Annotated in this window: 22 protein-coding genes; 11 read left to right on the forward strand and 11 right to left on the reverse strand. The window is 33.3% G+C overall.

Annotated features, from left to right (window positions below; genetic code table 11):
• Nucleotides 1-50: 50 nt before the first annotated feature.
• Nucleotides 51-1,748 carry a helix-turn-helix domain-containing protein gene (locus ACWNT5_RS06110; protein ID WP_456516898.1) on the reverse strand — a complete coding sequence of 566 codons (1,698 nt, stop codon included), beginning with the start codon at nucleotides 1,746-1,748 and terminating at the stop codon, nucleotides 51-53.
• A 324-nt stretch (nucleotides 1,749-2,072) separates the two neighbouring features.
• On the opposite strand from ACWNT5_RS06110, the gene ACWNT5_RS06115 reads away from it, so the two are divergent.
• The 11 genes from ACWNT5_RS06115 (at nucleotide 2,073) to ACWNT5_RS06165 (ending at nucleotide 9,934) form a co-directional block, all read left to right on the forward strand.
• Complete coding sequence (locus ACWNT5_RS06115) at nucleotides 2,073-2,585, forward strand: hypothetical protein (protein ID WP_456516899.1); 513 nt, start codon at nucleotides 2,073-2,075, stop codon at nucleotides 2,583-2,585.
• Nucleotides 2,586-2,790: 205 nt separating this feature from the next.
• Nucleotides 2,791-3,363 carry an RNA polymerase sigma factor gene (locus ACWNT5_RS06120; RefSeq protein WP_299609952.1) on the forward strand — a complete coding sequence of 191 codons (573 nt, stop codon included), beginning with the start codon at nucleotides 2,791-2,793 and terminating at the stop codon, nucleotides 3,361-3,363.
• A gap of 352 nt (nucleotides 3,364-3,715) precedes the next feature.
• Nucleotides 3,716-3,898: a hypothetical protein gene (locus ACWNT5_RS06125; protein WP_299609950.1), complete on the forward strand. Its 183-nt coding sequence runs from the start codon at nucleotides 3,716-3,718 to the stop codon at nucleotides 3,896-3,898.
• A gap of 19 nt (nucleotides 3,899-3,917) precedes the next feature.
• Nucleotides 3,918-4,091 (forward strand): hypothetical protein, encoded by a 174-nt coding sequence (locus ACWNT5_RS06130; protein WP_299609948.1) that lies wholly within the window; start codon nucleotides 3,918-3,920, stop codon nucleotides 4,089-4,091.
• Nucleotides 4,092-4,193: 102 nt separating this feature from the next.
• A complete protein-coding gene (locus ACWNT5_RS06135; RefSeq protein WP_299609946.1) occupies nucleotides 4,194-4,670 on the forward strand; it encodes a hypothetical protein in 477 nt (158 codons plus the stop codon).
• Between the two features lie 61 nt (nucleotides 4,671-4,731).
• On the forward strand, nucleotides 4,732-5,199 hold the full coding sequence (locus tag ACWNT5_RS06140) for a hypothetical protein (RefSeq protein ID WP_299609944.1): 468 nt from the start codon (nucleotides 4,732-4,734) through the stop codon (nucleotides 5,197-5,199).
• Nucleotides 5,200-5,359: 160 nt separating this feature from the next.
• The gene (gene gwsG, locus ACWNT5_RS06145; protein ID WP_299609942.1) at nucleotides 5,360-6,313 is read left to right on the forward strand and encodes a grasp-with-spasm system ATP-grasp peptide maturase; all 954 of its coding nucleotides are present in this window, start codon (nucleotides 5,360-5,362) and stop codon (nucleotides 6,311-6,313) included.
• A 189-nt stretch (nucleotides 6,314-6,502) separates the two neighbouring features.
• Nucleotides 6,503-7,588 carry a grasp-with-spasm system SPASM domain peptide maturase gene (gene gwsS, locus ACWNT5_RS06150; protein WP_456516900.1) on the forward strand — a complete coding sequence of 362 codons (1,086 nt, stop codon included), beginning with the start codon at nucleotides 6,503-6,505 and terminating at the stop codon, nucleotides 7,586-7,588.
• A 75-nt stretch (nucleotides 7,589-7,663) separates the two neighbouring features.
• Nucleotides 7,664-8,815, forward strand: coding sequence for a toxin-antitoxin system YwqK family antitoxin (locus ACWNT5_RS06155; RefSeq protein WP_299609938.1), 1,152 nt, complete (start codon nucleotides 7,664-7,666; stop codon nucleotides 8,813-8,815).
• Between the two features lie 83 nt (nucleotides 8,816-8,898).
• Entirely contained in the window at nucleotides 8,899-9,447 is a 549-nt protein-coding gene (locus ACWNT5_RS06160) for a DUF3575 domain-containing protein (RefSeq protein WP_299609936.1), read from the forward strand.
• A gap of 7 nt (nucleotides 9,448-9,454) precedes the next feature.
• The gene (locus ACWNT5_RS06165) at nucleotides 9,455-9,934 is read left to right on the forward strand and encodes a hypothetical protein (RefSeq protein ID WP_299609934.1); all 480 of its coding nucleotides are present in this window, start codon (nucleotides 9,455-9,457) and stop codon (nucleotides 9,932-9,934) included.
• A 138-nt stretch (nucleotides 9,935-10,072) separates the two neighbouring features.
• Here ACWNT5_RS06165 and ACWNT5_RS06170 read toward each other — a convergent pair whose 3' ends face one another.
• From ACWNT5_RS06170 to ACWNT5_RS06215, 10 genes are all read right to left on the reverse strand, one after another.
• Entirely contained in the window at nucleotides 10,073-11,035 is a 963-nt protein-coding gene (locus tag ACWNT5_RS06170) for a sodium-dependent bicarbonate transport family permease (RefSeq protein ID WP_299609933.1), read from the reverse strand.
• A gap of 21 nt (nucleotides 11,036-11,056) precedes the next feature.
• Entirely contained in the window at nucleotides 11,057-11,347 is a 291-nt protein-coding gene (locus ACWNT5_RS06175; protein WP_299609931.1) for a hypothetical protein, read from the reverse strand.
• Between the two features lie 2 nt (nucleotides 11,348-11,349).
• The gene (locus tag ACWNT5_RS06180; protein ID WP_456516901.1) at nucleotides 11,350-11,622 is read right to left on the reverse strand and encodes a hypothetical protein; all 273 of its coding nucleotides are present in this window, start codon (nucleotides 11,620-11,622) and stop codon (nucleotides 11,350-11,352) included.
• 355 nt (nucleotides 11,623-11,977) lie between these two features.
• Nucleotides 11,978-13,258 carry an FAD-dependent oxidoreductase gene (locus tag ACWNT5_RS06185; protein ID WP_456516902.1) on the reverse strand — a complete coding sequence of 427 codons (1,281 nt, stop codon included), beginning with the start codon at nucleotides 13,256-13,258 and terminating at the stop codon, nucleotides 11,978-11,980.
• A gap of 67 nt (nucleotides 13,259-13,325) precedes the next feature.
• Nucleotides 13,326-13,577 carry a hypothetical protein gene (locus tag ACWNT5_RS06190; protein WP_299900145.1) on the reverse strand — a complete coding sequence of 84 codons (252 nt, stop codon included), beginning with the start codon at nucleotides 13,575-13,577 and terminating at the stop codon, nucleotides 13,326-13,328.
• Nucleotides 13,578-13,892: 315 nt separating this feature from the next.
• Entirely contained in the window at nucleotides 13,893-16,961 is a 3,069-nt protein-coding gene (locus ACWNT5_RS06195; protein WP_456516903.1) for a glycosyl hydrolase family 8, read from the reverse strand.
• A gap of 396 nt (nucleotides 16,962-17,357) precedes the next feature.
• Entirely contained in the window at nucleotides 17,358-18,737 is a 1,380-nt protein-coding gene (locus ACWNT5_RS06200) for an endo-1,4-beta-xylanase (RefSeq protein ID WP_456516904.1), read from the reverse strand.
• A 102-nt stretch (nucleotides 18,738-18,839) separates the two neighbouring features.
• A complete protein-coding gene (locus tag ACWNT5_RS06205; RefSeq protein WP_299609919.1) occupies nucleotides 18,840-20,042 on the reverse strand; it encodes a hypothetical protein in 1,203 nt (400 codons plus the stop codon).
• A gap of 13 nt (nucleotides 20,043-20,055) precedes the next feature.
• Nucleotides 20,056-21,606 carry a RagB/SusD family nutrient uptake outer membrane protein gene (locus tag ACWNT5_RS06210; RefSeq protein ID WP_299900156.1) on the reverse strand — a complete coding sequence of 517 codons (1,551 nt, stop codon included), beginning with the start codon at nucleotides 21,604-21,606 and terminating at the stop codon, nucleotides 20,056-20,058.
• Between the two features lie 27 nt (nucleotides 21,607-21,633).
• Complete coding sequence (locus ACWNT5_RS06215) at nucleotides 21,634-24,786, reverse strand: SusC/RagA family TonB-linked outer membrane protein (protein WP_299609915.1); 3,153 nt, start codon at nucleotides 24,784-24,786, stop codon at nucleotides 21,634-21,636.
• Between the last annotated feature and the right edge of the window lie 6 nt (nucleotides 24,787-24,792).

The raw sequence follows: 24,792 nt of genomic DNA on the forward strand, positions 1-24,792 counted from the left end.
CCATTTATCTTTAAAGCTAAAACACTAAATTCCGTGAATTTGGTGTTATTCTATTTATTTGCATTTAGTTTTTTTATGAAGTAAGATGGTTGTATTCCAGTATTTTTTTTAAAAGCTGTAGAAAATGATTCAGCTTTATTAAATCCAATTTCTTCGGCTAAACCTTGAATAGAAAACTGGCGTAATTTTTTGTCTTTTTTTAGCCTTTCGACTACGTAATTAATGCGCAAATCATTGATGTATTTTATAAAAGTTTTGTTTTTTTGACTATTAATAATTTTGGAGAGATATTTAGAGTTAGTTCCCAAACTTTTCGAAACAGACTGAACTGTGATGTTTTGTTTTAGATAAAACTCTTGTTTTTCCATTTTTTCTAATCCCGACAATACTGATTTTATTATTTCTTCGGGTACTCCAATATCACTTGAGTTTTCCTCATTTTGTAGATGTTTAATTTCCGCCGTGACTAATACATCAGGCTTTAGTAGTTTATTAAATCTTATTTTTAATAGTTTTCGTTTTTGATACTGGAAATAAAACATAAATAGAGTAATCAGTGAAAAGGAAATCGACAGCCACAATAAAACCTTTGTGTTTTTTGTGTTAGAATTCAATTCATTAATAATTAATTCTTTTTCCCTAAGTAATCTTGGTTTATCAAATTCTTTGAATAACTTATTGGTTAGGTAATTTCTTTGTGAGTAGACAATACTATCAAAATGCAGTAGTTTGTTGATGTATTCTAATTGTTTATCTCTTTTTTTTAGTCTATCATAGCTATTAATTACAAATTCATAACCATCTCTTACCTCTGCTAAAAAAAGTTGGTTTTTTTGAACTAAAGTATCTAATTTCAAATAATGTGATAATGCACTATTTTCATTCGCTAACTTTTCTTGGATTTTACCTCTATAAAATTCTCCAATAACAAAAAGATTGGTTTGTTGTGGGTTTTTTATATCCATTAAGGAAAGAGCTTTATTGATGCTATCACTAGATTCATAAATTTTATTTTTGTAAAATAAATTAATCCCTTCGTTAAAAATAAATGGTTCATATGTTCTAGGATAGCTTCTCTTACTGTAAATAACACCTTTTCTATTATATATGGTAGCAGAATCTAAAATTTTATTGTAAGTATATGATTTTGCCAGAGATAACATAGACTCAAGATAAGAAGAAGTATCCATTTCCTTTCTTTGTTTTTCATAGATAAAGGATTCTCTTAATAGGGGTAAGGCTTCTTCGTGTTTTCCTATTTCGGTTTTTAATAGACCTATATTATGTTTTGCTATATCAATATAATTTAGACTATTAACTTCCTCCGCTATCTCCAACATTTTTAAATAACTCTCTAAAGCAGAAGCATAAAGACTTTTATTATAATAATAAAAACCTTTAAACGAATATGGAAGAAGTAAGTACGATTTATCATTTAAATTATGACTTACCTCTATTGATTTATCAATTAATCTAAGTTTGTCCGATTCAAGTTCTTCATAATAGGATAAATTACAATAAGCTCTTGCCTGATAATGATAATTTTTTTCCTTAATCGATTTTGAAAGGATTGTGTTTAAATATACCTTACATCTTAATGTATCGTAGTAATTACTAGTAAAGGATTTGTTTAATTCCTCGTATGTCTTATTAATGAGGCTATCTGGTATTGTAAATTTTTTAATTTGTGCGTTGGTAACGCTTAATTTTGACAAACAAAATAAGCTCAATAAAAAATATTTAGCCATTAGAACACTAGTTGACTTAGACATTTCCTCAAAACACATAATTTATTTTTTTTAATCAAAAAATATTAATTTATACTTTAAGATTATCAATGATTTAAATATTTATAAATCGCTTAACCTTAAATAAAAAATGCAAACCATATATAAGAGTTAAGTAACGATATTCAAGGAATTTCGACTCGAAATTCTCAGAAAACAATAATACTGTATTTGCACTAACGTAATTCTCGCACATATATTTGCCATGACAAAAAAGTAGTTCCAAAAATCTGATCAGTTACAAAACTACAGTAAAAACCAATAGTAACTTTATAGAATTCCGTAATGGCATTAGAAAATTTAATAAGCATTAGCTTTACAGAAGAAGAATTAACACAGCTAGATGGACATTTACTGGGTATTCGCCAGATACTTACTGGTAAAACAGTAAACCTTACTCCTGATCAGCGTAGACAATACGGGCGTATTGCCAATCAGAACAAACTAATTGTAGACAAAGCCAAAAATTATATGGAGCAACATCCTAATTGGATTCCTAGTTTTATCGATAAAGAAGAGTTTGATAAAGACTATCTGGCTCGTACGCAAGTAGAAAACAGAGTACAACTTCTAGAAAATCTAACCCAACAACTGGTAGATACCAAAACCCTATTAGATCATGATAACTATACCAATGCGCTAAGCTTTTATCGCATGAGTAGGTATCTAGCTGGTGAAAACGAATCAGGTGCCAAATCGGTATATGAGGATAAGAGGGTACCCCTATCAACAATGGGGTGGCAAGCATTACAGGAATGCCTACAGCCAGTAAATTACTATCCAGCGGTAGTTTGTTAAGGGGATACACCCTTATGATATCCCAAATAGTAACATAGTAACAGATAGGATATTGATTCCCCTAATGGCTGCCATAATTGGAAGGTTAACGAAAGTCTGAACACCTACTACTTCAAACACGTATTGCTGTCTTATATCACGGTGTTTTTAAACATCGACAAGAATTCTTATGTCAAAAATTAAATAGGGAAATAAAAAGGAAAACATGAACTCAACAACAAACAAACATATCATAGCAGGGATTATCTCAGGGGATCATCTGGTGCTAAAATCATTTTATAAAAAAGACTTACCAGCTGTAAAAAAATATATCCTACGGTATCAAGGTACTATCGAAGATGTAGAAGATATTTTTCAGGAAGCGATGGTATTATTATATCACAAAGCTCGCTCTGGTAGTTTGGCTTCTTTGGAGTCCTCTATTCACACCTATTTTATTGGGATTTGCAAAAACAAATGGAGAAACCAGTGGCGTAGACAGCACATATTAGCATTTCAGGAACTTCATGAAAACTATACGTTAGATCCCTCGGAATCTGTAATAGAACAAATAACAAGAGCCGATGAGCAGGACCTGTTTTACAAACATTTTACACGATTAAGTAGCCAAAGTAAACAACTACTACAATTGTTTTTTGAAGGAAAAAGTATGAAGGAGATCGCTAGTCGCTTCGGACTATCAGAAGGCTACACTCGCAAAAAGAAACATATTCATAAAGAACGATTAGCTCAAATGATACAAAATGATCCTTTATATGCAGAGTTGGTAGTGAGTTAGTTTTTGAGTTCTTAGAGATTAAAGGCTGACGCACTCGAAGCCCTCTTTGTTATAATACGGACTTCGAGAGCCTCAGTCCTCGGATACCCAAAATCCGATGCAGAAACCTGAAACCAAACTGATAAATGAAAAATGAGTGGTAAGGAGGTTGGGTGTTAGGTGCTGGGAGACAGAAGATAGAAGTTAAGGAGTTAAGAATCAATAATTATGAGTGATTAATATTGAAAAGCTAATGCATCCAAAGATCGAACAATCTAAAAATCAACAATAAACCGTTGCGCAACGGACAAGGCGGAAACCGAAAAGCCTTTAATCATAGAGTAGGTACAAATTATTTTAATTTAAAAACAACATGGAAAAATTTGAAAGCTTAAAAATCGAACAAATTGGATTACGTAGTATTTATGGAGGAACAACTACTGAGTCAACTATGGCTAACTCCGATGGAACAACATCATGTGATGTTTACGAAGATACAAATGGTAATGGACATCCAGATGCTGGAGAATGTTTAGAATTCGTAGACTGTAAATAACTCTTAAAAAAAGAAAATTATGAAAACAATATTTGAACTTAAAAGTAAGGAATTGAACAATAATTTTTTATCAAAAATACTTGGTGGTACAGACCATCCTACCTGTATCAATGGAGCAGATGAACCTGATGTCTGGTCAGATAATGATGATGATGGAAAATTTTCTGTAGGTGATACAATCTGCTACGAGTAGACCTTTTAAAGCGAGTTGTCTATTATGGATAACTCGCTATAAACAATAAACGAAATATACTATTTTGTTTATCTTGGAAAAATATTTATAAACCAACAACAAATGAAATTAATCTTAAAAACATTAATCATATTGATACTAGTTTCTTGTGATTCATTATCTAAAGATGAAAAGCTAATAAAGGATAGAGAAAAGTTGACCAAAGAGCTTAAAAATATGGTAGAACTAGATCAAAAAGGAAGATTATTTATTACTGAACTTAAAAAAAAGCAACTGGATTCAAATCTAATTAAGTTTAAACGTGATTCATTCTGGAGTAAGCAGATCATAATCGATAATAACAATGTAAAACGATTGATCGAAATTACAAACACCTATGGGTTTCCAAATGTTGACAGATTACAAAGCCCTGTTCCAGCATGGTTAATATTTCAGCATACTCCTGAAGAGTATAAAGAAGAAGTTTCGGATCTATTAATAGAGGAACATAAAAGTGGTCGAATGCCAACCATGGAATACAATATGATAAAATGGCATTTAACAGGAAGAAAAGGGAGTCCATTTTCTTTTACAGAATAAATAATTTTAGATTAAACTCATTATGATATTACGATGTTTTTTTCTGATAACGATATTTTTTATGTTTTCTTGTAATCAGGCACAGCCAACGGAAATAGTGATCGAAGAGGCTTTTCGGAAAATCAATAACGAAAAACTCTGGAAAGAGTTAGAAGAAATGGTTCGGAATGATCAATACTACAGGAAGAAAATTAAAAACCTTGATAAAGAGAGTAATCAGTATCAAAAACAATGGGATTCTATTTGGCAACTACAACTAGTCATAGATCACAAAAACACAAAAAGGATTATAGAAATTACCGAAAAATATGGATTTCCAGATCCAAGGAGAACCGGCAAACCGATCTCAGTTTGGTTATTATTGCACCACTCTCCTAGAGAATATCACGAAGAAATTAAGTCATTAATAGATAGGGAATATAACTCAAAACGGATGGATAGTATAACCTATGGAATGCTTAAGTGGCACGTAAATGGTAGAAAAGGATATCCAGAAGGAACGGGATTACAGATTATTGATAACAGATAATATCATTTTTATATACTGAATCAGTCTTACTCTCTAAAAAAAACATATTCTTATAATTATACATCTGAAATGATATCATCTGATCCTATGGAATTTAGATAGACGATAAAAATTATTGCCTCTCAAAATTATAACTCAAAACTAATATATTTTACATACTATGATCCTCGTAATTGGTGATGCAAATGACATTACCACAAATATCACTATGGAATGGATTCAACATTACACCAAAAATGTAAAACGAATTAACTTCTCTGACTATACTCCTTTAAATAGTCTTAAGATCACAAATCAAAATTGCACTACAAAAATTGCAAGTGTAGATATAAGCAAAGTTGAAAAAATATGGCATCGTCGTGGAAGTATACGTTTTTTACCAAGTACACTTAGAAATGCCACCTCATCTTTATATGCTTATCTAAAAAAGGAGGAAGATAGTTTATTAAAATCGTTAGAAGATATTCTTGGTGATACTAAAGAATATATTGGTAGTTATCATAAGGAGGTTGAAAATTATAAAATTGATTATTTGTTAAAAGCAAAAGATTGTGGAATTCGAATCCCTGATACATTAATAACAACTTCCAAAAAAGAATTACAATCATTTTTTAATACTTATGATCAAATTATAACCAAAGACATTCGATATGGTATAAAGATAAAAGCTCGGGATTCGGGAATATATTCAGCAGGTACCTTTGTGGTATCCGAAGATATGATTACATCCATGAAAGACGATTTTGCTCCAACATTGGTACAAGAAAAGATTGAAAAAAAGTATGAAATCCGAGTTTTCTTTTTCAAAACCACCTTGTATCCTATGGCTATCTTATCACAAAACGACTCCAAAACTTCAGTCGATTACCGTAATTACAATAGAGAAAAACCTAATAGAAATGTTCCTGTACTTTTCCCAAAACACATTGAACAACAAATACTAAATTTTATAAAAAAATCTGGACTTTCTACAGGATCCATAGATCTTATTGTAGACAAGTCGGACAATTATGTATTCTTGGAAGTAAATCCGCAAGGCCAATTAGATTGGGTTTCAAAACATTGCAATTATTACATCGAAAAGAACATAGCAGAATATCTAGTTTCTAAATAATCAATATTAAAGTAATATGGACCATATAAAGAAAATACAACCCATCTTGCCACTTACGTTTCAAAAAGCAGAAATTAAAAAAAATAGAAGTTTCAAGCAACAAAATAATACAATTGCAATTAATTATATAGATACAGATGCAATGACCCCTTATAGTTTTTACAGACCCATTTCAAAAACTTTTACCCTATGAAAATTGAACAAGAAACTCCTTTTAAACTTATTGCAAATTGTATTCCTGTAAAAGGAGCTAAAAGAAGTTCTATTTGTGATCTTCATAGAGGATCTATACAACTAATTCCTAATGATTTATATGAATTAATAAAAAACCATGAAGGTAGTTCTATTTTAGAAATTAAAAAGAAATATGACCATAAGTATGATACCGTTATAGATGAATATTTTGAGTTTTTAATTGATCATGAGTTTATATTCTTTACTACTACTCCCGAATTATTCCCGAAAATGTCGATGAATTGGTATCAACCAAATACAATTACTAATACAATTATAGATGTGGGAAAACAAAGTGATTATAATATATATCACGCTTTAGAAAATCTAAACGAACTTCGTTGTAAACATGTTGAGTTTCGTTTTTTTAAAAAGATTTCTCTGGAAGAAATTAAAACAATTGTAGAATTTTTGGATGATCAAAAATCATCTATCATCTCGATAGATTTTACAATCCCTTTTGACAATGATTTTGAGATAGAAACAATTCAAAATTTTATGTCTACTAATGGTAGAGTTTCTTCTTTTAGGTATTACGGAGGTCGTGAAAACAAATTCATCTCCCCAATTGATAGTAGAAGAGGATATATTATAATTACAGATACTATTATAAGTAACGAAAAATGTTGTGGTATCATCGACTCAAGTTTATTTTCTGTTAATATTAGTACATTTACAGAATCCCAGAAATTTAATTCCTGCCTAAACAGAAAAATTTCCATTGATACCAATGGTCATATCAAAAACTGTCCTTCTATGATGAAAAGTTATGGGAACATAACAGCTATAAGTCTAAATGAAGTAGTTGAGCAAAAAGAATTTAAAAAGTACTGGAATATCTCTAAAGATAAAATAAATGTATGTAAAGGTTGTGAGTTTAGACATGTCTGCACCGATTGCAGAGCATATATCGAAGATCCTGAAAATCTTTATAGTAAACCTCTTAAATGTGGTTATGATCCTTACACCAATACATGGGAAGATTGGTCAAAAAACCCTTTAAAATCAAAAGCTATTGAATATTATGGTTTACAAGAGTAATGAATAAAAAACTAAACTTATATAGTAACACTTTCTACATTTTTGACACTAAAAGGATAACTAACTGAATCAACTATGATGAATAAATATAACTTTCTACTTATAAGTATCCTTTTCACTCAACTCGCTATCGCACAACAAGGGTTTGATCCTTGTTTTCGGTTTGTGGCCAAAGACAGTGTAAAAATACACCTGGATAATGCAGAAAGACCTGTTACGCAAGATTGTGCTTTCTTTTACAGATTGGCCAAAGTAAATCCCGAAAACCTAATGATCGAAGGCGCTTTTGAAGATTATTATATAGCTAATGATGCTATTGCTACCAAGGCCACTATCATAGATGGATTATTAGAAGGAAAAGCTATCGTGTATTATGAAAATGGTAACAAATTGATGGAAGGCGTTTATAAAAATGGGAAGAAAGTAGGGACTTGGAAACACTGGTATGAAAATGGAAAACCTTATTTAACTTATAGCTACGAGGATAATACCGCTAAAATCTTGGAATACTATACAAAAAGAGGCAAGAAAAAAGTAGAAAATGGAAATAGTAAAGGAAAAACTATAATCATCAAATACCACAGACATGCTATCATAAAGGGAAAATTGAAAAATGGACTTCCAGATGGTCAATGGACATTATCTCGTAGCACTATAAATAGAATTGTTTTTAAAGAAGAATATAAAAATGGTAGATTTATTAAAGGAGAAGGATACCCATTTGGATCACGCACTTTAAAAAAATATACTGATACACCTTATATTAAATTAGATGATGGTATTGAAGCTGCCAGAATGAAAAACATAAAAGAATGTAATTCTTGTACCAAACATATGGCGCGCTATACAAAACTAGGATATCAATCTCCCGAAAAGGATACTAATTTTTATGAGTATCTCTCTAAACATTTTACTACCGATAATACCAAGGGATACACTATATGTAGTTTTGTTGTTACTACACAAGGTACACTAACAGATATTACTGTAGATCAAAGCAGTGCTGTTATCCATGATGATAGAGCTACTTTAAAAATGCTAATTCAACAATCTGGTTTATGGAAAGCAAGAATTATTAAAGATGTAATGCCTAAAAGAGGTCTAAACGGAATTTCTCGTAAAGATATTAATGAACCTACCCCAACGGTCATCAATTTTGTGATACATTATACGGATAAAGGATATCTACTATATCCAGAAACTATTGCCACAAAAGCCATACAGTAAAAAAACAGGAAATAATTCCCCAAAAATGGGTAACAAATTGGCTTAAAACTACACTAAAGTAATAGAAACTATACGTATCTTTTATGAAACACAAACTCATCGTCATAGTACTCTTATGTACTACCCTAATGTATGCTCAAAACACTAATACTGGAACGAGCAAACACCTATTAAAAGGAAATCTACTAATTACTCCTAGTTTGGAATATGAAAAAGGAGTAACCAATGCTACTACTCTAAGTCTACAATTAGGTGTAGAACTGGGAACGATAGAAAATGATTTCCTGGATGAAACCCGTGTCGTATTATATCCTACTTTGGACATCGATTACCGATATTATTACAACTTTAGAAGGCGGCAAGGAAAAGGAAAAAATACTACTCGTAACTCGGCAAATTACTTTGGATTAGCCAATTCTTTTTCGAATGCTAATACTGTTTTTAGTGATTTTAATCCTAGAGATGCTTATTTCATTACCATTGCTGGAGTATATGGTTTACAGCGAACATATTGGAAAAAACTAAATCTTAGATTCGAGTTTGGAGCGGGGTATGGATTTAGTGATATTCAGGAAACGATACTTCCGGTAGTAAATTTTTCATTGGGATGGGTATTATGGAATCAATCATAGTAAGAAGATGAAACAAGAACAACAACTCCTATATAAAGTCATGCGTCATTTTGAAGGAATGCAAAAAATGGAAGTTTTTGATTTTCTGCATAGAATGGAAGTATTATTGCATTATGCCAAAAACCCTTTGCGCCTAGAGCATCTTAAAAAAGTCATTTCTTCCAATATCGATCAGGAAGCAGATATACATCCTTTTGGGTTTACCATTTTACCAAATGGTAATTTCTGTGAACTCGAAGGTGCTAACGAGTGGATTCATATCTATAAAGAAAATAAAAGAGGTTGGAGTAGGTGTATTCCATTTAACACTTACTATTTTAAAACCAAATATGCACCCCTAGAATTGGTAAAACTTACTAAGAAACATCTGCAAGAAAATGTACGAAATACAAAACATGAGCATGAAGTAGGAGCATTTTTATCGGTTTATACTATTACTAAAAAAGATCATGCCAGTGGTAAAATGTCATTGCTGGAGATTGTTTGATTTTTGACATCGAGCAAGGAAAAAAGCTTTAGGTAAATTTCAATCTTATAGTAAGAGAAAACTGAATTTTAGTTTCTTATTATAGGATACTAAAATTCAGTCTTCACTTCTCACATAATGTCTCTTCTAGTATGTATACTAAAAACTTTGAATGACGTACATATAAATCGGCATGCCTAAGGTAATATTAAATGGAAATGTAATTGCTAATGCCATTGGCAGATACAAACTAGGATTGGCTTTGGGTGCTGCAATTCGCATCGCTGCTGGTACAGCAATATACGAAGCACTTGCAGCCAAAATAGCTAGTAAAAATCGATCCCCATCATTAGATAAAAATACTCCAGAAATCTTTGCTACGAATAGACCATTAATCAACGGAATAACGATAGAAAACAAGAAAGCAAACCATCCTTTTTTAAGCAATGCCCCGATTTTCTGACCGCTGGTAATTCCCATATCTAATAAGAATACGGCCAAAAATCCTTTGAAAATATCTGTGGTAAATGGTTTGATTCCTTCTGCTTGTGCATCACTGGCTATAAAACCGATCACTAAACTCCCTAGAATCAAAAGAACACTTCCGTTGGTAATGGCATGCTTCACCAACTGGAATAATTCGTTAGCAGATTTTTTTCCATTAGAATATAATCGTAGTAATAATACTCCAATGATAATAGAAGGTGCTTCCATAAGCGCCATCACCGCCACCATATGTCCTCCAAAATCAATTCCTTCCATCTCCAGAAAACTCACTGCCGTTACAAAAGTAACCGCACTTACAGAACCATAGGCCGCAGCAATTGCACCCGCATTTTCTACCGTAAATTTTAATCTTAAAATAAAAAATGTGTACACAGGAACTAAAAGCGCCATGACAATTCCGGCAGCAATCGCATAAGTGATATCTACATTGTACGAACTGTGAGCTAACTCTTGCCCTCCTTTGAAACCTATGGAGAGCAAGAGATATAATGAAATAAACTTAGAAGAGTTTTGAGGAATTTTAAGATCACTTTTTACTTGAGAAGCGATAATTCCTAATACAAAGAAGAGTAGTGCTGGATTGGTTAAATTATCAACCAAAAGATGTAAATTCATCTCTAAATATTAAATAAGGAGTTAATCAATAATTTCAATGTTTAAAACACCACTTATTTTCACTCTCTTACCACCTAACATTGCTTCTTTATAAATAGGTTTGAAATTTTCTTTTTCCTGTAATAGCTGAGATACTCTGCTGTCATCAAACTTCGTATCGCTATGCATATCTCCTTCGCAAATGGATAGCCTGTGTAACTTATGAAAATTTACTTTTTCTCTGATTAAACTATTAATCACATCGGATGCTTCTGATGGTGTAAATACTCCATCTACCAATTGTACCTTGTGTGTAACTTCTGTAGATACCATAATTATTCTGATTTTGATTTAAAATTATTCTTTGATTTAAATGCCACGAAAGCAACAAGTCCTAGTATTGCTCCAACTTTTAGAAGCTCTGAAAACAATACACTATTTGCCAAATAACTCATTACAGCGACAACTGCATATAACAAAACGAATGCAACCAGCGCAATAATTTTGGAAAAAGTAAAGAGTTTGGATTTGTTAATTTGAAGTGTGAGTATCGATTTTTCGTTATGAACTTGTATCGCACTCGAAGACCATTTTATATCTGTTTCCATACTAATAGCTTTTTGATATTATTACTATGTTCTGGGTGTAAAATTACCAAGTCTAATTCATATGTTTTTATTTATATTTATAATAAGAAGCATAAAAATTATTTATGTATATTTAAAAACTAGAAAAATATGCTTAGTAACAATTTGTTTTTAACTAATTGAATAACAGATGTTTAAAACGTAATAAAGACCACCGATGAATTATGAAATACTGTCTACGATTTCCTGAAAAAATTAAAGTAATACGTCGCTAAAAAAATTGAAATTGTATGAAAATCTATCCATTTTCATCTAAATTTTTCAAATTCATGCAGATAAAAACGAGCACTAAAGATATTTTTATGAAATACCAGATTTATATGGAATCTGAGGTAAGTTCTTCTATTACGATTCCATTTTCTAAAGCATCAATAACTCCCATAGCGGCTCTTTCTCCAGATATCATTGCAGCGTTTAAAGAACCATTAAGTTGCTGGTCTCCTGCTATAAAAATAGTGGGTGTTAATCGAGTTTCTGAAGGTAACATTTCGTACTGTAGATTCGTGATATCAGGTAGTGCATGAGAGATATCGTAACGCTTTATAAACCGATCTACTTGAATAGAACAATGTTCTGCCAATTCTGCTGTAACCTTTGCTATCAACTCGGTTTCTGATAAATTATGTGATCTAACAACCGTTACCGACAATAGCTCTTTGTCAGAAGTGGTATTGGGTTGTAAAACCGTTGGGTAACAGATATTATTAATTAGCGTTTCTTTATGAGGGATAAGACCAATTAATGGTTTATGGATTGCTCGATCTTTTGTTTCGAAATACAGTGTATCACAACTTTTCCAAGTGATTTGCTGATTTTTCAGGTTCGGAATTATAAAACTAGGTTCTGTAGCTATGATGGTAAAATGGCTCTCGATTTCTTTCCCTTCTGTAGTTACAATTAAACCCTCAGTTACCTTTTCAACTTTAGTATTATATATAAACGAAGTATGGTCTAGTGTAGAGACCAATTGTTTCGCTATTTCTCCAATACCCAATTTAGGGATAGCCGCATTACCATCTCCGAACATTTTATAAACAAACTTGAACATCCTAGAAGAAGTCTGAAGGTTTTCTTCTAAGAAAATCCCAGTAAAGAAAGGTTTAAAAAACTGATGGATGATCTTACTAGAAAATCCAAAATCTTCTAAAAATGATACCGTGGTTTGTTCTCTTTCTTCGAAGATATCATGAATGGTTGTTTTTTTTAAAATCTGATTGAGTTTTAAAATCTTACTCTTATCAGAAAAGCTACCAATATTTGCAGTAATCGTAGGCCATAGTAATGATAGATCTCTTAGAGGATCTCCTATAATTTTCTGCTTGCCATCTTCAAATATTGCGGCTCCTGGCAAAAACTCCTGAAGCGCTAGTTCACTAAAATCTAAATATTGTTTCGCCGCTGGATATGAGGTGAGTAATACTTGAAAACCATGATCTATAGCATATCCTTCTATCTGATCTGTTTTTACTCTACCACCACAACTATCTTCTGATTCGATAATAACTGGATGATACCCAGATTTTTCTAGAACTTGCGCTGCAATTAAACCACTAATCCCAGCTCCAACAATATGAACTTTATACTCAGATTTTTTCAAACTTTTTATTTTTAATTGGTTTTAGATCTACAAATAAGCAACGGGAAGCAACGTCCCTCTCAGAATACTAGTTCATTCTAAGATTGAAATCTAAAATTCTACGGATATTCCTTTTGTACTTATTTCTGCAGTTTTTGATGATCCTTCTTTTTATGATATTGTTTATCTCTCCAGGCTGCACCCATTCCATAAGACCGTAATTGAAAATATTTTTATCATAACTATGTCGTATCATCCCGTTTTTGTAAAACGTGTAACTATCCTCTAGTCCTTTTTTTCCTATTACAACAGTACATAATTCTTCTAATCCTTCTTTCATTTTGTTTAATACTTTTCATTTTACATTAAACAAAAATACAATAATTGCATTAGATTTAAAAATAAGAAGCATCGAGAAATGCTACATATAAATTTGTTTAACAAATATTTACCATTCGTTTTGTCGCTGAAATATGCAAAAAGAGATCAACTAAAAAGGAGTATTCTTTGAAGTAAAAAATGATACGCTCATATCAAATACCAATTCTCATATGAAATGGTATTAGTTTCTTATCCGCCATAAGACTCTTAAAAAACAAACAGTCATAAAAATAAATTTATGACTGTTTGAATCCGTGCTATAATAGTTTCTCTATTAATGAACAATGACCTTCTTAACAATAGGCTTTTGCTTATTATTCACCTTAATGATATAGACACCTTTGCTAAGATTATTGAAACTGTATTCCGTTTGTTGAATATCAGATATACTTCGTATGGTTCTGCCTGAAATATCAAATAGTGTAATATTTCTGATACCATTATATTTGGATAACTGTAGATTTACGGTTCCCTTGCTTGGGTTAGGATACACTTGTACTGTGACTGCTTCATCTTTTACAATCGTTTCATCTGCTGCTCGCTGATCACATCCCGAAGCGAAACTGATCCAATCTAATTGAATATTCCTGCTTGCATTATGAAAATACAGATATACTACATGATTACCCGAGGCAGAGACATCAACAGTCTTCTCTACATAAGTATTCCAACTTCCGGTACCTTCTGGGTAGATCTCGGCAATGGTATTGCTCTCCTGATTGTTATCGAGTCTAATTTTCATATACCCATTTTCGTTATTCCCTTTGGAATATCTGAAGGTAAACTTACCGTCTGATACATTTACATTATCAAACTTTAACCAATGCGAATAACCAATATTGGTCATTACTCCATTTGTATTGGTCAGCTGATAAAAATTCTCTACATGATCCTCTGCTTCTATTTTGTCGCAAGTAGTACCTCCTCCAGAATTATCAGATGCTTGAAATTTTATCCAATTTACATTGTACAATCCTCCGGATATATCTAATCGTAAAACCTGATTTGCATTTCCATTGGTGATTTCTACATTAGGTATGATAACATCCTGCCAAGATTGCCATCCATTGGTATTTGGGATTTGGGCAGATCCTAAAACAGATGTTCCTAATTTTAGCGCAATTGATTTCGTATTACTTTGGGTACTGGCTACTCTTAAAACAATATCATAAGTTCCCGTACTAATACTACCAATAGTATACTCTAACCATTCTCCATTAGCAGTCCAGCCTACATTAGTACCTCCATTGGTATCGCTGGTATTTTGTATATCTACTCCTTCATTCGTTCTTCCTTGTCCTCCATTATTACTAGCATCGGCATCATTATAAGCAATTCCCTGTCCTCCGTTATCATAATCTTCTGCCTCAATGATTCCTGGAATGCTATGGCTTGTAAAAGGTGTCTGTATTGGATCTACCGAATCCCCTTCGGCAATCACTACACTTCCTAAATTAGTAGGACAATCATTGTTACCCCAACGTACCCATACGTTATAATTACCTGGAGAAAGATCATTAAATGTTGCAGATCCTTCATTGTCATTAACTTGTAATGGATATGTTGTACCGCCATCGTTACTAAACTCTATAGCACTTCTCCCAGAAACATCGGAGAACATAAAGGTAATTTTTCCGTCATTTGCGCCTAGCGTTGTCTCATTTGTAGCACTAACGGTTGCAGTGGGAAACGGAGTACCATTACAATCGGGAATATCAATACCATCAGAAAAAGCTTTAAAGTTTCCTGATAAGTGCATAAAACTCATCATATATAATAACCCGTCGTAGTATCTATATTGACCTGCTGGAATAGGGGTATCAAAAAACTCATCGATAAAAGGCCATACTTTTGCATCTTCTAATGCCAACGCTCCTACAGCATTACATGCCACCAATCCTGGAGAATGATCATTATTTCTACTAAAAGATCCATCCAAAGTCCATAAGGAGCTATATCCTGGTTTATCTTTAAAGAAATCAATCTGATTATCAATCAACGGCTGAATACTATTCTTACTTTTCTGAAACCAGGCAAAGTCAAATCCCATATTCATAATATTTCTCCAGGCATCGAACTCAAAATTACCATGGTTTCCTTGGTTTACTGGTGTACCATCAAACTCTGAATAATCAGGCATTAATCCTGTTTGTGGATGTGCCGCTCTAGGCAGTAAATATGTCCTACTTACATTGGCCATCTCTGCCCATAATTGATTGTTATTGTCTGCTTCTAATGCCCATATTTCATAAAAAGCTGGAAGGTGATACGATGGATCTGTAAAACTGGCTGAATTACCACAAATTCCAAATACTATTTGTCGCTCGTCTAAATCTACCAGACCTGTTGGACAAGATCCTGTACTTGGCACTGGTTTGTTTAGCATACTATCTAAAATATAATTTGCTTCTGCTCGGTAATTAATACCTCCTGTACTACCCCAAAGTCTATCTGCAAAAAACAAAGCAGTTACAAAATACTCTTCTCCATCTGGTGCAGAATTCTGGTCAATCATAGAAAAATTAGTTCTGTTTAATTGCCAGGAAAATAAACCTTCTCTTTGAGTACCTGCGGGATGCTGACTATATCTTTTGGCAAAACGCCATAGGTTATCAAACTCAGTTTTTTTACCTAATTGTACACAGATCATCATTCCATAAGACATTCCTTCAGAACGAATATCATTATTTCCTGTGTCTAATATATAGGCCATATCATTTCCTACTTCGTAATAAAGTCGTTCATTGTTACTATCGCCATTAACAAAATATTGATCCCAAATAGCATTCATTTTCTGTGCTACAGCAGCTTCAGTTTTTCCGGATTCTACAAACATATTTCTATAGACCCCAGATTCAAACGATGGTACTGATGGAATTACAGGAGCTGATCTTGGTGGTGGTGGAGATCCTAAAAAAGTAAAAGTGATCTGATCCAAAAAGGTATCGTTAGATCCATTATCTGTGGTTAATTCTAATGTCAATGCAACAGGATTTGTACCTGATATAGTGATCTCTTTTGTGCTGGTGGACGTTGAGGTTCCCGAAAAACCAAATGAGCCTAAACTATTTCCGGCAAGCATTAGATCGATCCTAGCTTCATTGTTATTGGAAGAAGCTCCTGTAATTTCTACACGATACAAACCGGGAAGTGTGGAAAGATTTACGGTGCCTTCTGCTTTATCTCCATTGCCATAAAAAGCAACTCCATTAAATGGTGTATCGATAGCTCCGGCATAAGGACCACCAACATTTAGATCTTCGATCTGAACTGTGACTTGTCCTGATACCACCATAACACAGAGCAACAATAATGTGAATAGATTAGTTGTAATTGTTTTCATAAGAAGTTTGTGTTTTAGATAATTAGTTGACCTAAAACTATTATATTTTCTTTCAAACAATTACCTGACAATCAAATCCTTATAAAAAGCGTTAAAAAATTGAGGAAGTAACAAGAGGTTCTTATCTATTAATCTTGCTGACAGACAACGCAAATATCTGATATTCAGATATTTATTATGTTATTTTTTGATGGAAAATTTAGTGTTTTTTAACGAAAACGTTTTCGTTAAAATTTTTACTGATTTTACTATTGTTTCTCTGTATCCTAATAATGCATATACCTTTTTATTTCGTTCTAAGCTATTATTTTGTTTTAGATTATTTAAAAAAAAGAAACCCTGTAAACTATATTAATTTACAGGGTTTCCTTGGTTTTAAGGATATATATGTGCGTGTTATAGTCCTTCTAAAAATCCTAAATAAGCAGGTTTTCTTTCAAAGGATTCATCGAATAAAAGAGGCCATTCTGGTCTTCCATTATTCTCTGGAATTAACCATGTATCATCATCCTTTAATCCCCAAACAGTAATGGCATATTTTTTATTCTGCGGAATCGCATTAAAAATCTCCACTACTTCTCGTACTCTCTGTCTTTGCGCCTGAGATCGTTCTTCAGTAAGATCTGTTAGATCATTCGCTGCATTAAGTTTTACATCTAACTCCGCAAAATGAACTAATACATCTTTTGCTACTAATTCATCCGTAGCTTGTTGTATTTCCTCTTTGGTTGGGAAGTTATAATCAATATGCATTTGATATCCAACACCATCGATAAGATCGCTTGCTAATAAATCATCTACCATATCTAGTACTTTTCCTCTTTTTGTGCCATCGAAGGTCATATTGTAATCGTTGTAAAACAATTTTACATTCGGATCTGCCGCTCTAGCAAAAGCAAAACACTTCTCTACATAATTATCACCCATTCGCTGCAAGAACAATGTATTTCTCCATTGAATACTCGCATCATCATCGATTGCTTCATTTACAACATCCCAAGAATTAATTCTACCTTGATATCTTGTAAACACATCTGTAATATACTGCTCAATTAGGTCCTCGAACTCTTGATCTGTTCCTGTAAAATTCTCTAAAGCTGCAGGAATACTTCTATGCCATATTAAGGTATGTCCATGTACATTTAGATTATTAGCTTCTGCATAATCGATTAACGCATCAATTTTACTCCAATCGTAAATAATATTCCCTGAGCCATCTATTCCAGTAAAAATAGAGGCCATTTTCATATCATTTTCAGCAGTAATACTACTAAATTCTGTGGTGTAAAGCTCATCATAAGCAGTGATGTTTGTTCTGGCTTCTGATACTGCTACACCGACAAAGAAATTATTTTCGGTAGCTGATTTTAGCGTTACATCCTCTGGAAACTCTTCATTAGTTTCTACGCTTATGGTATTAGAATTTTCTGAAACTTCACCATTTACAATTGCTCTTACTCTGTAGTAATATTGGGTATTTAAGGATAAACCTGATATATCCTGAAATAACTGATTTACTGCTAAACTCTCGTATCCCTGAACAAAAGATCCAAAATTAGGATCTGTAGCTACATCCAGCTCATACCCACTAGCCAAAAACACATTGCTCCAATTAGCTGTAAAACTCGTAAAATTGATTTCAGAAGCTTCTTCTGCTACTGGCGGGATTGCTGAAAAACTTAACGTATTATCATCATCAGAACAAGCTGCAAAGTTCATCAGTGCTATAAAAATTAAGGCATAGAAAACCTTAGTATATACTTTTTCTATTCTCATAGTAATTATTTTATAGAACACATATCCAGAGGAGTAAGACCTATTAAATTATATATGATTCCTCCGGACATGCGTTACTGTTATATTATTTTGAAAAGGGCTTTAGTCTAGCTCCAGTACCTCTAATCTAAGATTATCGTATCTATACCCTGATGGTACTACTCCTGTATCTCCCTCATGACTAATTTGCATTCTTATAGCCACTAGAGTAGCGGGATTTGGATCTCCCATACTTTGATTATTGACATCGAAGCCGAAACCAAAATCGGATAGTCTTAATCTTAGTGTTTGCCATCCTGATCCTGTTAGAGGAACTTTAAAAATCCAGTTGTCTGTAGTTGCATCTTTTAAAATAAATTCCATAACAGTTCCTGGATAATCATCTCCATTAATATCGAGAACAACAAAAGCATTTTCAGAATCTGTTGAGGTAGTAACCGGTGCTACTTCTTGATGACCACTTCCTGTAAAACCGTCTGTGCCTGTATCATCCCAAACAAGTTCTGCTCCACCGCTTCCATCTACTCCTAAACCGTTGCTAATCTCGAATCTATGATCACCATAACTAAACCAATCTGCATTATAATCATTATTAATGTTTGGTACTCCGTTTCCGTCAAAATCACTGAATAAGATCTGTACAACTCCACCAACGATTGGTAAATCTTTAGAAACCATTCCTCCCGCTGTAACTACTGTAAATTCTGTAGTTTCTGTTTTTCCTTCAGGAAAGGTAAATAAGATTTCCTGTGGAGAAACCACGGTAAAATCACCTACCGATTCTCCATCAATAAGTACATCTTCTACATTAAAAAACCAATTTCCAAATGCCCTCATTTCTACACCTGCTTCTCCTTTTGATGGTGAAAATGTGTCCGCTACCGTTAAGGTAGGAGCTGGTTGCTTAATAGTAAACTCTGTAGAAACAGATTCTCCATAAAGGTTTGTAAAGGTTACGGTTTGATTTCCAAAACGACTCCCCTGATCAGCATCAAACGGAACATTAAAAAATAATGCTACGCTAGAATTTAATGTAGAGTTAAAAAAGGTGTTCACTGTTCCATCGAAGATAATTTCCTTCATATCATTCAATCCAGTACCTTCTACTCTTACTAGTTCTGCAGGAAATCCTTCATTGATGGCGGGCTCATCTCCCAGTGATACTATATTTACTATTTGTGGATCTCCGAATTGAAGTCCATCTCCGTTATCATCTCCACAGGATGATATACATACCAATAAGCTAACTGCTGAGCACAAAACAAGTAACTTCTTGATATACATCATTTCTTTATTTTTTTTCATCATTACTTATTTATTAGTCATTAATTACATAGTCTACTGCAGGACTCGCTGTATCTATAAACGATAACTCTGCAGATGGAATTGGTAGTAAAAAGTCATCATCATCGATACTGTCTATAAACAATGACTCTACATTAAACGGAACTAAGGTATTCACTGTTCCTCTATCCTGACTACTAATAATTGATCTTGCAGTCGATCTATCCATTCTTACTAAATCCAACCAGAATTTACCTGCTTCAAAAGCAAATTCGATTCTTCTTTCATCCATAAGTGATTCTCTTGTAATCATTCCTTTTTCGGATAATCCAGCTCTTCTTCTTATTTGATTAAAAGCATCGACTGCAGCAGCATCTCCAGTGGAATCAGCATTACCCATAATTGCTTCTGCATATATTAATAACACATCCGCATATCTCATTAATTGAGTACTCATATTAGTTCTCATAAAAAACACGTCTGGATGCTCATCTAGTGATCCTACAACATATTTTCTATAGCGTAATCTTGTCGCAGAATCATCTCCGTTTTCTGGGAATGTCCATCCTCCTTGACTCGTTAATAATTCAGGATAGAATCTTCCTGGTTCGCAAATAATCCATTGTCTTCGGAGATCTTCTTCTCCTGCATCGGTAACTTTATCAAAGGATTGAAACAAATCGATACTTGGAGATACAGAACCAAAAGATCCATCATTTCCAATTACATCATCACTAGCGATAAGATATGCTTGATTGGTATTCTGAATACCCCATAATCCATTGATAGATGTCCAAACCCATCGATAAATCCCTTCTCCATTTACACTTGCAGATGGATTTATAAATTGATCTTGATAATTAGGTTGTAGACTATGTATTCCACTATCTATAACCATCTGAGCATAGTCTCTAGCCTTATCATAATCTTTTAGGGTTAAATACATCTCTGCCAAATAAGACCACGCCGCCGTTTTTCCTACTCTTATTGATCCTGCTGAACTTGTAGGTAATAATTCGGCAGCTTTTTGTAGATCATTTTCTATAAAAGCGTAAATACTAGAAACTGTGTTTAAAGGATACAACGAAGAAGTATCTGAAGTTACCTCATCGATCACCGGAATTTCTCCCCATAAACGCACTAAGTAGAAATAAGAAAAAGCTCGCACAAATCGCGCTTCACCTTCTACCTGATTTCTGACATCATCAGAAATTTCTTCGCTTAATGGCTGACTTACTACTTTTAATAATTGATTGGCATCAGCAATTCCTTTGTAGAAACCTTCCCAACCTTCTAATAACACTCCGTTATTTACTCCCACAGAGAACAATCTCCATGGAGCATCTGATTCAAAACCAATCGAGTTACCCGCTAACATATCCAACGAATACATAAACTTATCATTTGTTGTAAAAAAGGATTGTCCATACAGGGAATTAGCTCCTGCTAATAATTGCTCATCTGTTTGATAAAAATTATCCTCGGTAATAGAATCAACAACATCTATTTCTAAAAAATCATCACCACAAGATGAGAGAAAGGTCAATACAATAGCATATGTAAAAATTCTCTTTATACTTTTCATACTAAACATATTATTTTCTTTTTCTTATTAAAATTGTACATTAAGTCCAAGAGTCATTGTTCTTGGAACGGGATATCTTCCGAAATCTATACCCTTGAATAAAGCACTTTGATTTAGTGATCCTACTTCAGGATCGTATCCTGAGTAATTCGTAAATGTGTATAAATTTTGGATTGTTGTATATACTCTTATCTGATCGAAAAACTTAATTTTTTCTCCAAAGGTGTCTTTAGGTAATGTACATCCCAAAGTGATACTCTGGATTCTTAGATAAGAACCGTCTTCTATAAATCTATCTGATACTCTATTATTTCCGTTTTTATCTCCATCAGAGTATCTTGGTAAACTTCCATCCGTATTGGTTGCACTATATCTATCAATTACTGAAGTTGCCTGATTTGCATTGAATCGGTTAACTCCTTCGATATATGTTCTAGTATAGTTATAAATGTCGTTACCATAGGTTCCCTGTAAGAATACTGATAAATCAAACATTCCATATCGGAAATTATTGGTCATACTAAAGGTAAAATCTGGATGTGGATTTCCAATAAATGTTCTATCATTATCATCAATCACTCCATCACCATTTAAATCTTTAAATCGTACATCTCCTAACCAGGTACCATTCGCTTCGTCTACCGAACTTTCTGCAGGAATAGCCGCAGGATCCGTTCCCGTCAAATCATCAATATCTCTAAATAATCCATCGGTTACAAAACCATAGAACATTCCGATAGGCTGTCCTACTTCTGATCTTGTTAGATTCGCAATTATTTCTTCATCTTGTAATGTTCCAATAATCGCATCATTTTCTCCTGATAATTCTGTGATCTCATTACGATATAAACTGAATACAATGTTTGTATCCCAACTAAATTTTTCATTCGTAATATTCTTTGTGTTCAAGGTAACATCAATACCATCATTGATCATCTCACCAAAGTTCTCTACTGGTGCATTCACTCCTATAAAGGATAAGGTATTTAAACTCCCTAAGAAACCTGGTATAGGTCTGGTAGCTAAGAAATCTTTAGATGTTTTTCTATATACATCTACATCCAATCTAATATTGTTATCCAAGAAACCAAGTTCTACTCCTAAGTTAGGAGAGATTAAGGATTCCCATGCAACATTAGGATTATTAAAATTAGCTAAACTAAATCCACTTCCGAGTGCAGTATTTTGGTTTCTAAGAAAACTTAGATATAGAAAGTTATTTATATCCTGGTTTCCACTGGTTCCATATCCAGCTCTAATCTTGAAATAACTCCAAGCGCTAGAAATACTCTCCATAAAAGGTTCATCGCTTACTACCCATGCAGCTGACACTGATGGAAATAATCCCCATCTGTTATTAGGTCCAAATTTTGAAGAACCATCATATCGTAAGGAAGCTGAAAGTAAATACTTTGAATTATAATCATAATTAATTCTACCAAAATAAGATAGGAGAGAAGCTGCACCTTCAAATGATTCTGATAAGGATGTTTCAGCATCTCCAGTATTTAAACCAGGAACATCATTACTAGGAAAATTAGATCTTTGTCCTGATAATCCTTGGAATTGCGTTTTCTGAGCTTCTGTTCCTAGTAGAATATCAAAGTTATGATTTCCAATACTAGGAGTATAGGTTAAGTAATTTTTGAATAGATAGTATAAGCCTTCATTGGCTGCTCTAAAAGAAGAGTTCAACCCGTTAGAAAGCGATCCAAAATCAAAAGTAGGGAAGAAACTTTGTGTTTTAGCAGTATTGTAGTCATACCCTAAATCTGTTCTGAACTTAAGATTGTTAGCTAATTTAAGATCTAAATAAATATTTCCATTCATTTTAAATCTTTCTAGCGTACTATTTCTGATTTCAGAGGCAGCTACTGGATTTAATGCTCCTGTATTACCTAAACCATTTTCTGGAGAACCGAAGCTTCCATCAGGATTTCTAACAGGCACATCAGGAGTTTGTCTTAATGCATTTATAATAGTACCATTTCGCGAGTCATTTAATCCAATTTGCTCTAATGAACTACTTAGGTTGATGTTATGTCCAAACTTGATCCAATCATTATACTTATAATCTAAGTTTAGTCGTAATCCAAATCTTCTAAGACCTGAGTTAATTACAATACCTTCCTGATCAAAATAATTCGCTGAAGCATAGAATTTTGTTTTTTCTTTTCCTCCAGAGATCGATAACTGATGATTAATTATTGGTGCTGCTCTAAAAATAGCTCTTTGCCAATTTGTTCCATCTCCTAAAATACTTGGATCTTCAAATTGTGGTGCTGGTGGCAAATTCGTTGATGGTGATTGTCTAACCTCATTCGAATATGCTGCGAATTCTCTAAGATTCATCATATCCAATAATTTAGGAGCCGTCTGAATCCCTCCATAGGTTTCATAGCTTATTTTGGCTTTCCCTGTTTTTCCTCTTTTGGTAGTAATCAGAACCACACCATTAGAAGACTGTGCACCATAGATTGCAGCAGCAGAAGCATCTTTTAATACTGTAATCGATTCGATATCATTCGGGTTCAATGCTGATAAAGGGCTCAAAGCGGTTTGCCCTCCTGTTCCTCCAAAACGGGAAAAATTAAAGGAATTATCTTCAGAATTCTGAACGTTTACTCCATCAATTATATATAATGGCTCGTTAGATCCTGTAACCGAAGTTGTACCACGTATTCTTACGGATACAGCTCCTCCTGGTCTTCCTGTACTTCTTGTTACTGTTACTCCTGATACTAAACCTTGAATTCCCTGGTCTATATTCGTAACAGTTTGTTTTTCTAAAACATCTGCACTAATTGTGGCTACTGCAGAAGTAAGGTCTTTTTTTCTACTCTGTCCATAACCAATAACTACGACCTGTTCTAAATCGGTAGTTTCTTGAATCATTACGACATCAATTTTCTCTTGTTGCACAACAATTTTTTCTATTGTTTGCATCCCAACATAGGAAAACACCAAAATATCTCCTATTGATATTCCTGTGATTTCATAATTACCGTCAAAGTCTGTTAATACACCTTTATTGGTGTTTTTGACCGAAACGTTAACTCCTGGCAGGGGCAAACCAGATTGATCAGTGATTGTACCACTAATCACACTTTTTTCTTGCGAAAAAACATGCTGTGTCCCAATTATAAACAATGCAATAATTGCGAGTTTAAGTTTTATCATATATAA

Source organism: Aquimarina sp. 433, from assembly GCF_054054605.1.

Excerpts from the sequence above, each read along its gene's own strand:
- ACWNT5_RS06110 (WP_456516898.1), bottom strand. The coding sequence starts at position 1,748 with ATGGCTAAATATTTTTTATTGAGCTTATTTTGTTTGTCAAAATTAAGC.
- ACWNT5_RS06115 (WP_456516899.1), top strand. The coding sequence starts at position 2,073 with ATGGCATTAGAAAATTTAATAAGCATTAGCTTTACAGAAGAAGAATTA.
- ACWNT5_RS06120 (WP_299609952.1), top strand. The coding sequence starts at position 2,791 with ATGAACTCAACAACAAACAAACATATCATAGCAGGGATTATCTCAGGG.
- ACWNT5_RS06125 (WP_299609950.1), top strand. The coding sequence starts at position 3,716 with ATGGAAAAATTTGAAAGCTTAAAAATCGAACAAATTGGATTACGTAGT.
- ACWNT5_RS06130 (WP_299609948.1), top strand. The coding sequence starts at position 3,918 with ATGAAAACAATATTTGAACTTAAAAGTAAGGAATTGAACAATAATTTT.
- ACWNT5_RS06135 (WP_299609946.1), top strand. The coding sequence starts at position 4,194 with ATGAAATTAATCTTAAAAACATTAATCATATTGATACTAGTTTCTTGT.
- ACWNT5_RS06140 (WP_299609944.1), top strand. The coding sequence starts at position 4,732 with ATGTTTTCTTGTAATCAGGCACAGCCAACGGAAATAGTGATCGAAGAG.
- gwsG (WP_299609942.1), top strand. The coding sequence starts at position 5,360 with ATGATCCTCGTAATTGGTGATGCAAATGACATTACCACAAATATCACT.
- gwsS (WP_456516900.1), top strand. The coding sequence starts at position 6,503 with ATGAAAATTGAACAAGAAACTCCTTTTAAACTTATTGCAAATTGTATT.
- ACWNT5_RS06155 (WP_299609938.1), top strand. The coding sequence starts at position 7,664 with ATGATGAATAAATATAACTTTCTACTTATAAGTATCCTTTTCACTCAA.
- ACWNT5_RS06160 (WP_299609936.1), top strand. The coding sequence starts at position 8,899 with ATGAAACACAAACTCATCGTCATAGTACTCTTATGTACTACCCTAATG.
- ACWNT5_RS06165 (WP_299609934.1), top strand. The coding sequence starts at position 9,455 with ATGAAACAAGAACAACAACTCCTATATAAAGTCATGCGTCATTTTGAA.
- ACWNT5_RS06170 (WP_299609933.1), bottom strand. The coding sequence starts at position 11,035 with ATGAATTTACATCTTTTGGTTGATAATTTAACCAATCCAGCACTACTC.
- ACWNT5_RS06175 (WP_299609931.1), bottom strand. The coding sequence starts at position 11,347 with ATGGTATCTACAGAAGTTACACACAAGGTACAATTGGTAGATGGAGTA.
- ACWNT5_RS06180 (WP_456516901.1), bottom strand. The coding sequence starts at position 11,622 with ATGGAAACAGATATAAAATGGTCTTCGAGTGCGATACAAGTTCATAAC.
- ACWNT5_RS06190 (WP_299900145.1), bottom strand. The coding sequence starts at position 13,577 with ATGAAAGAAGGATTAGAAGAATTATGTACTGTTGTAATAGGAAAAAAA.
- ACWNT5_RS06195 (WP_456516903.1), bottom strand. The coding sequence starts at position 16,961 with ATGAAAACAATTACAACTAATCTATTCACATTATTGTTGCTCTGTGTT.
- ACWNT5_RS06200 (WP_456516904.1), bottom strand. The coding sequence starts at position 18,737 with ATGAGAATAGAAAAAGTATATACTAAGGTTTTCTATGCCTTAATTTTT.
- ACWNT5_RS06205 (WP_299609919.1), bottom strand. The coding sequence starts at position 20,042 with ATGAAAAAAAATAAAGAAATGATGTATATCAAGAAGTTACTTGTTTTG.
- ACWNT5_RS06210 (WP_299900156.1), bottom strand. The coding sequence starts at position 21,606 with ATGAAAAGTATAAAGAGAATTTTTACATATGCTATTGTATTGACCTTT.
- ACWNT5_RS06215 (WP_299609915.1), bottom strand. The coding sequence starts at position 24,786 with ATGATAAAACTTAAACTCGCAATTATTGCATTGTTTATAATTGGGACA.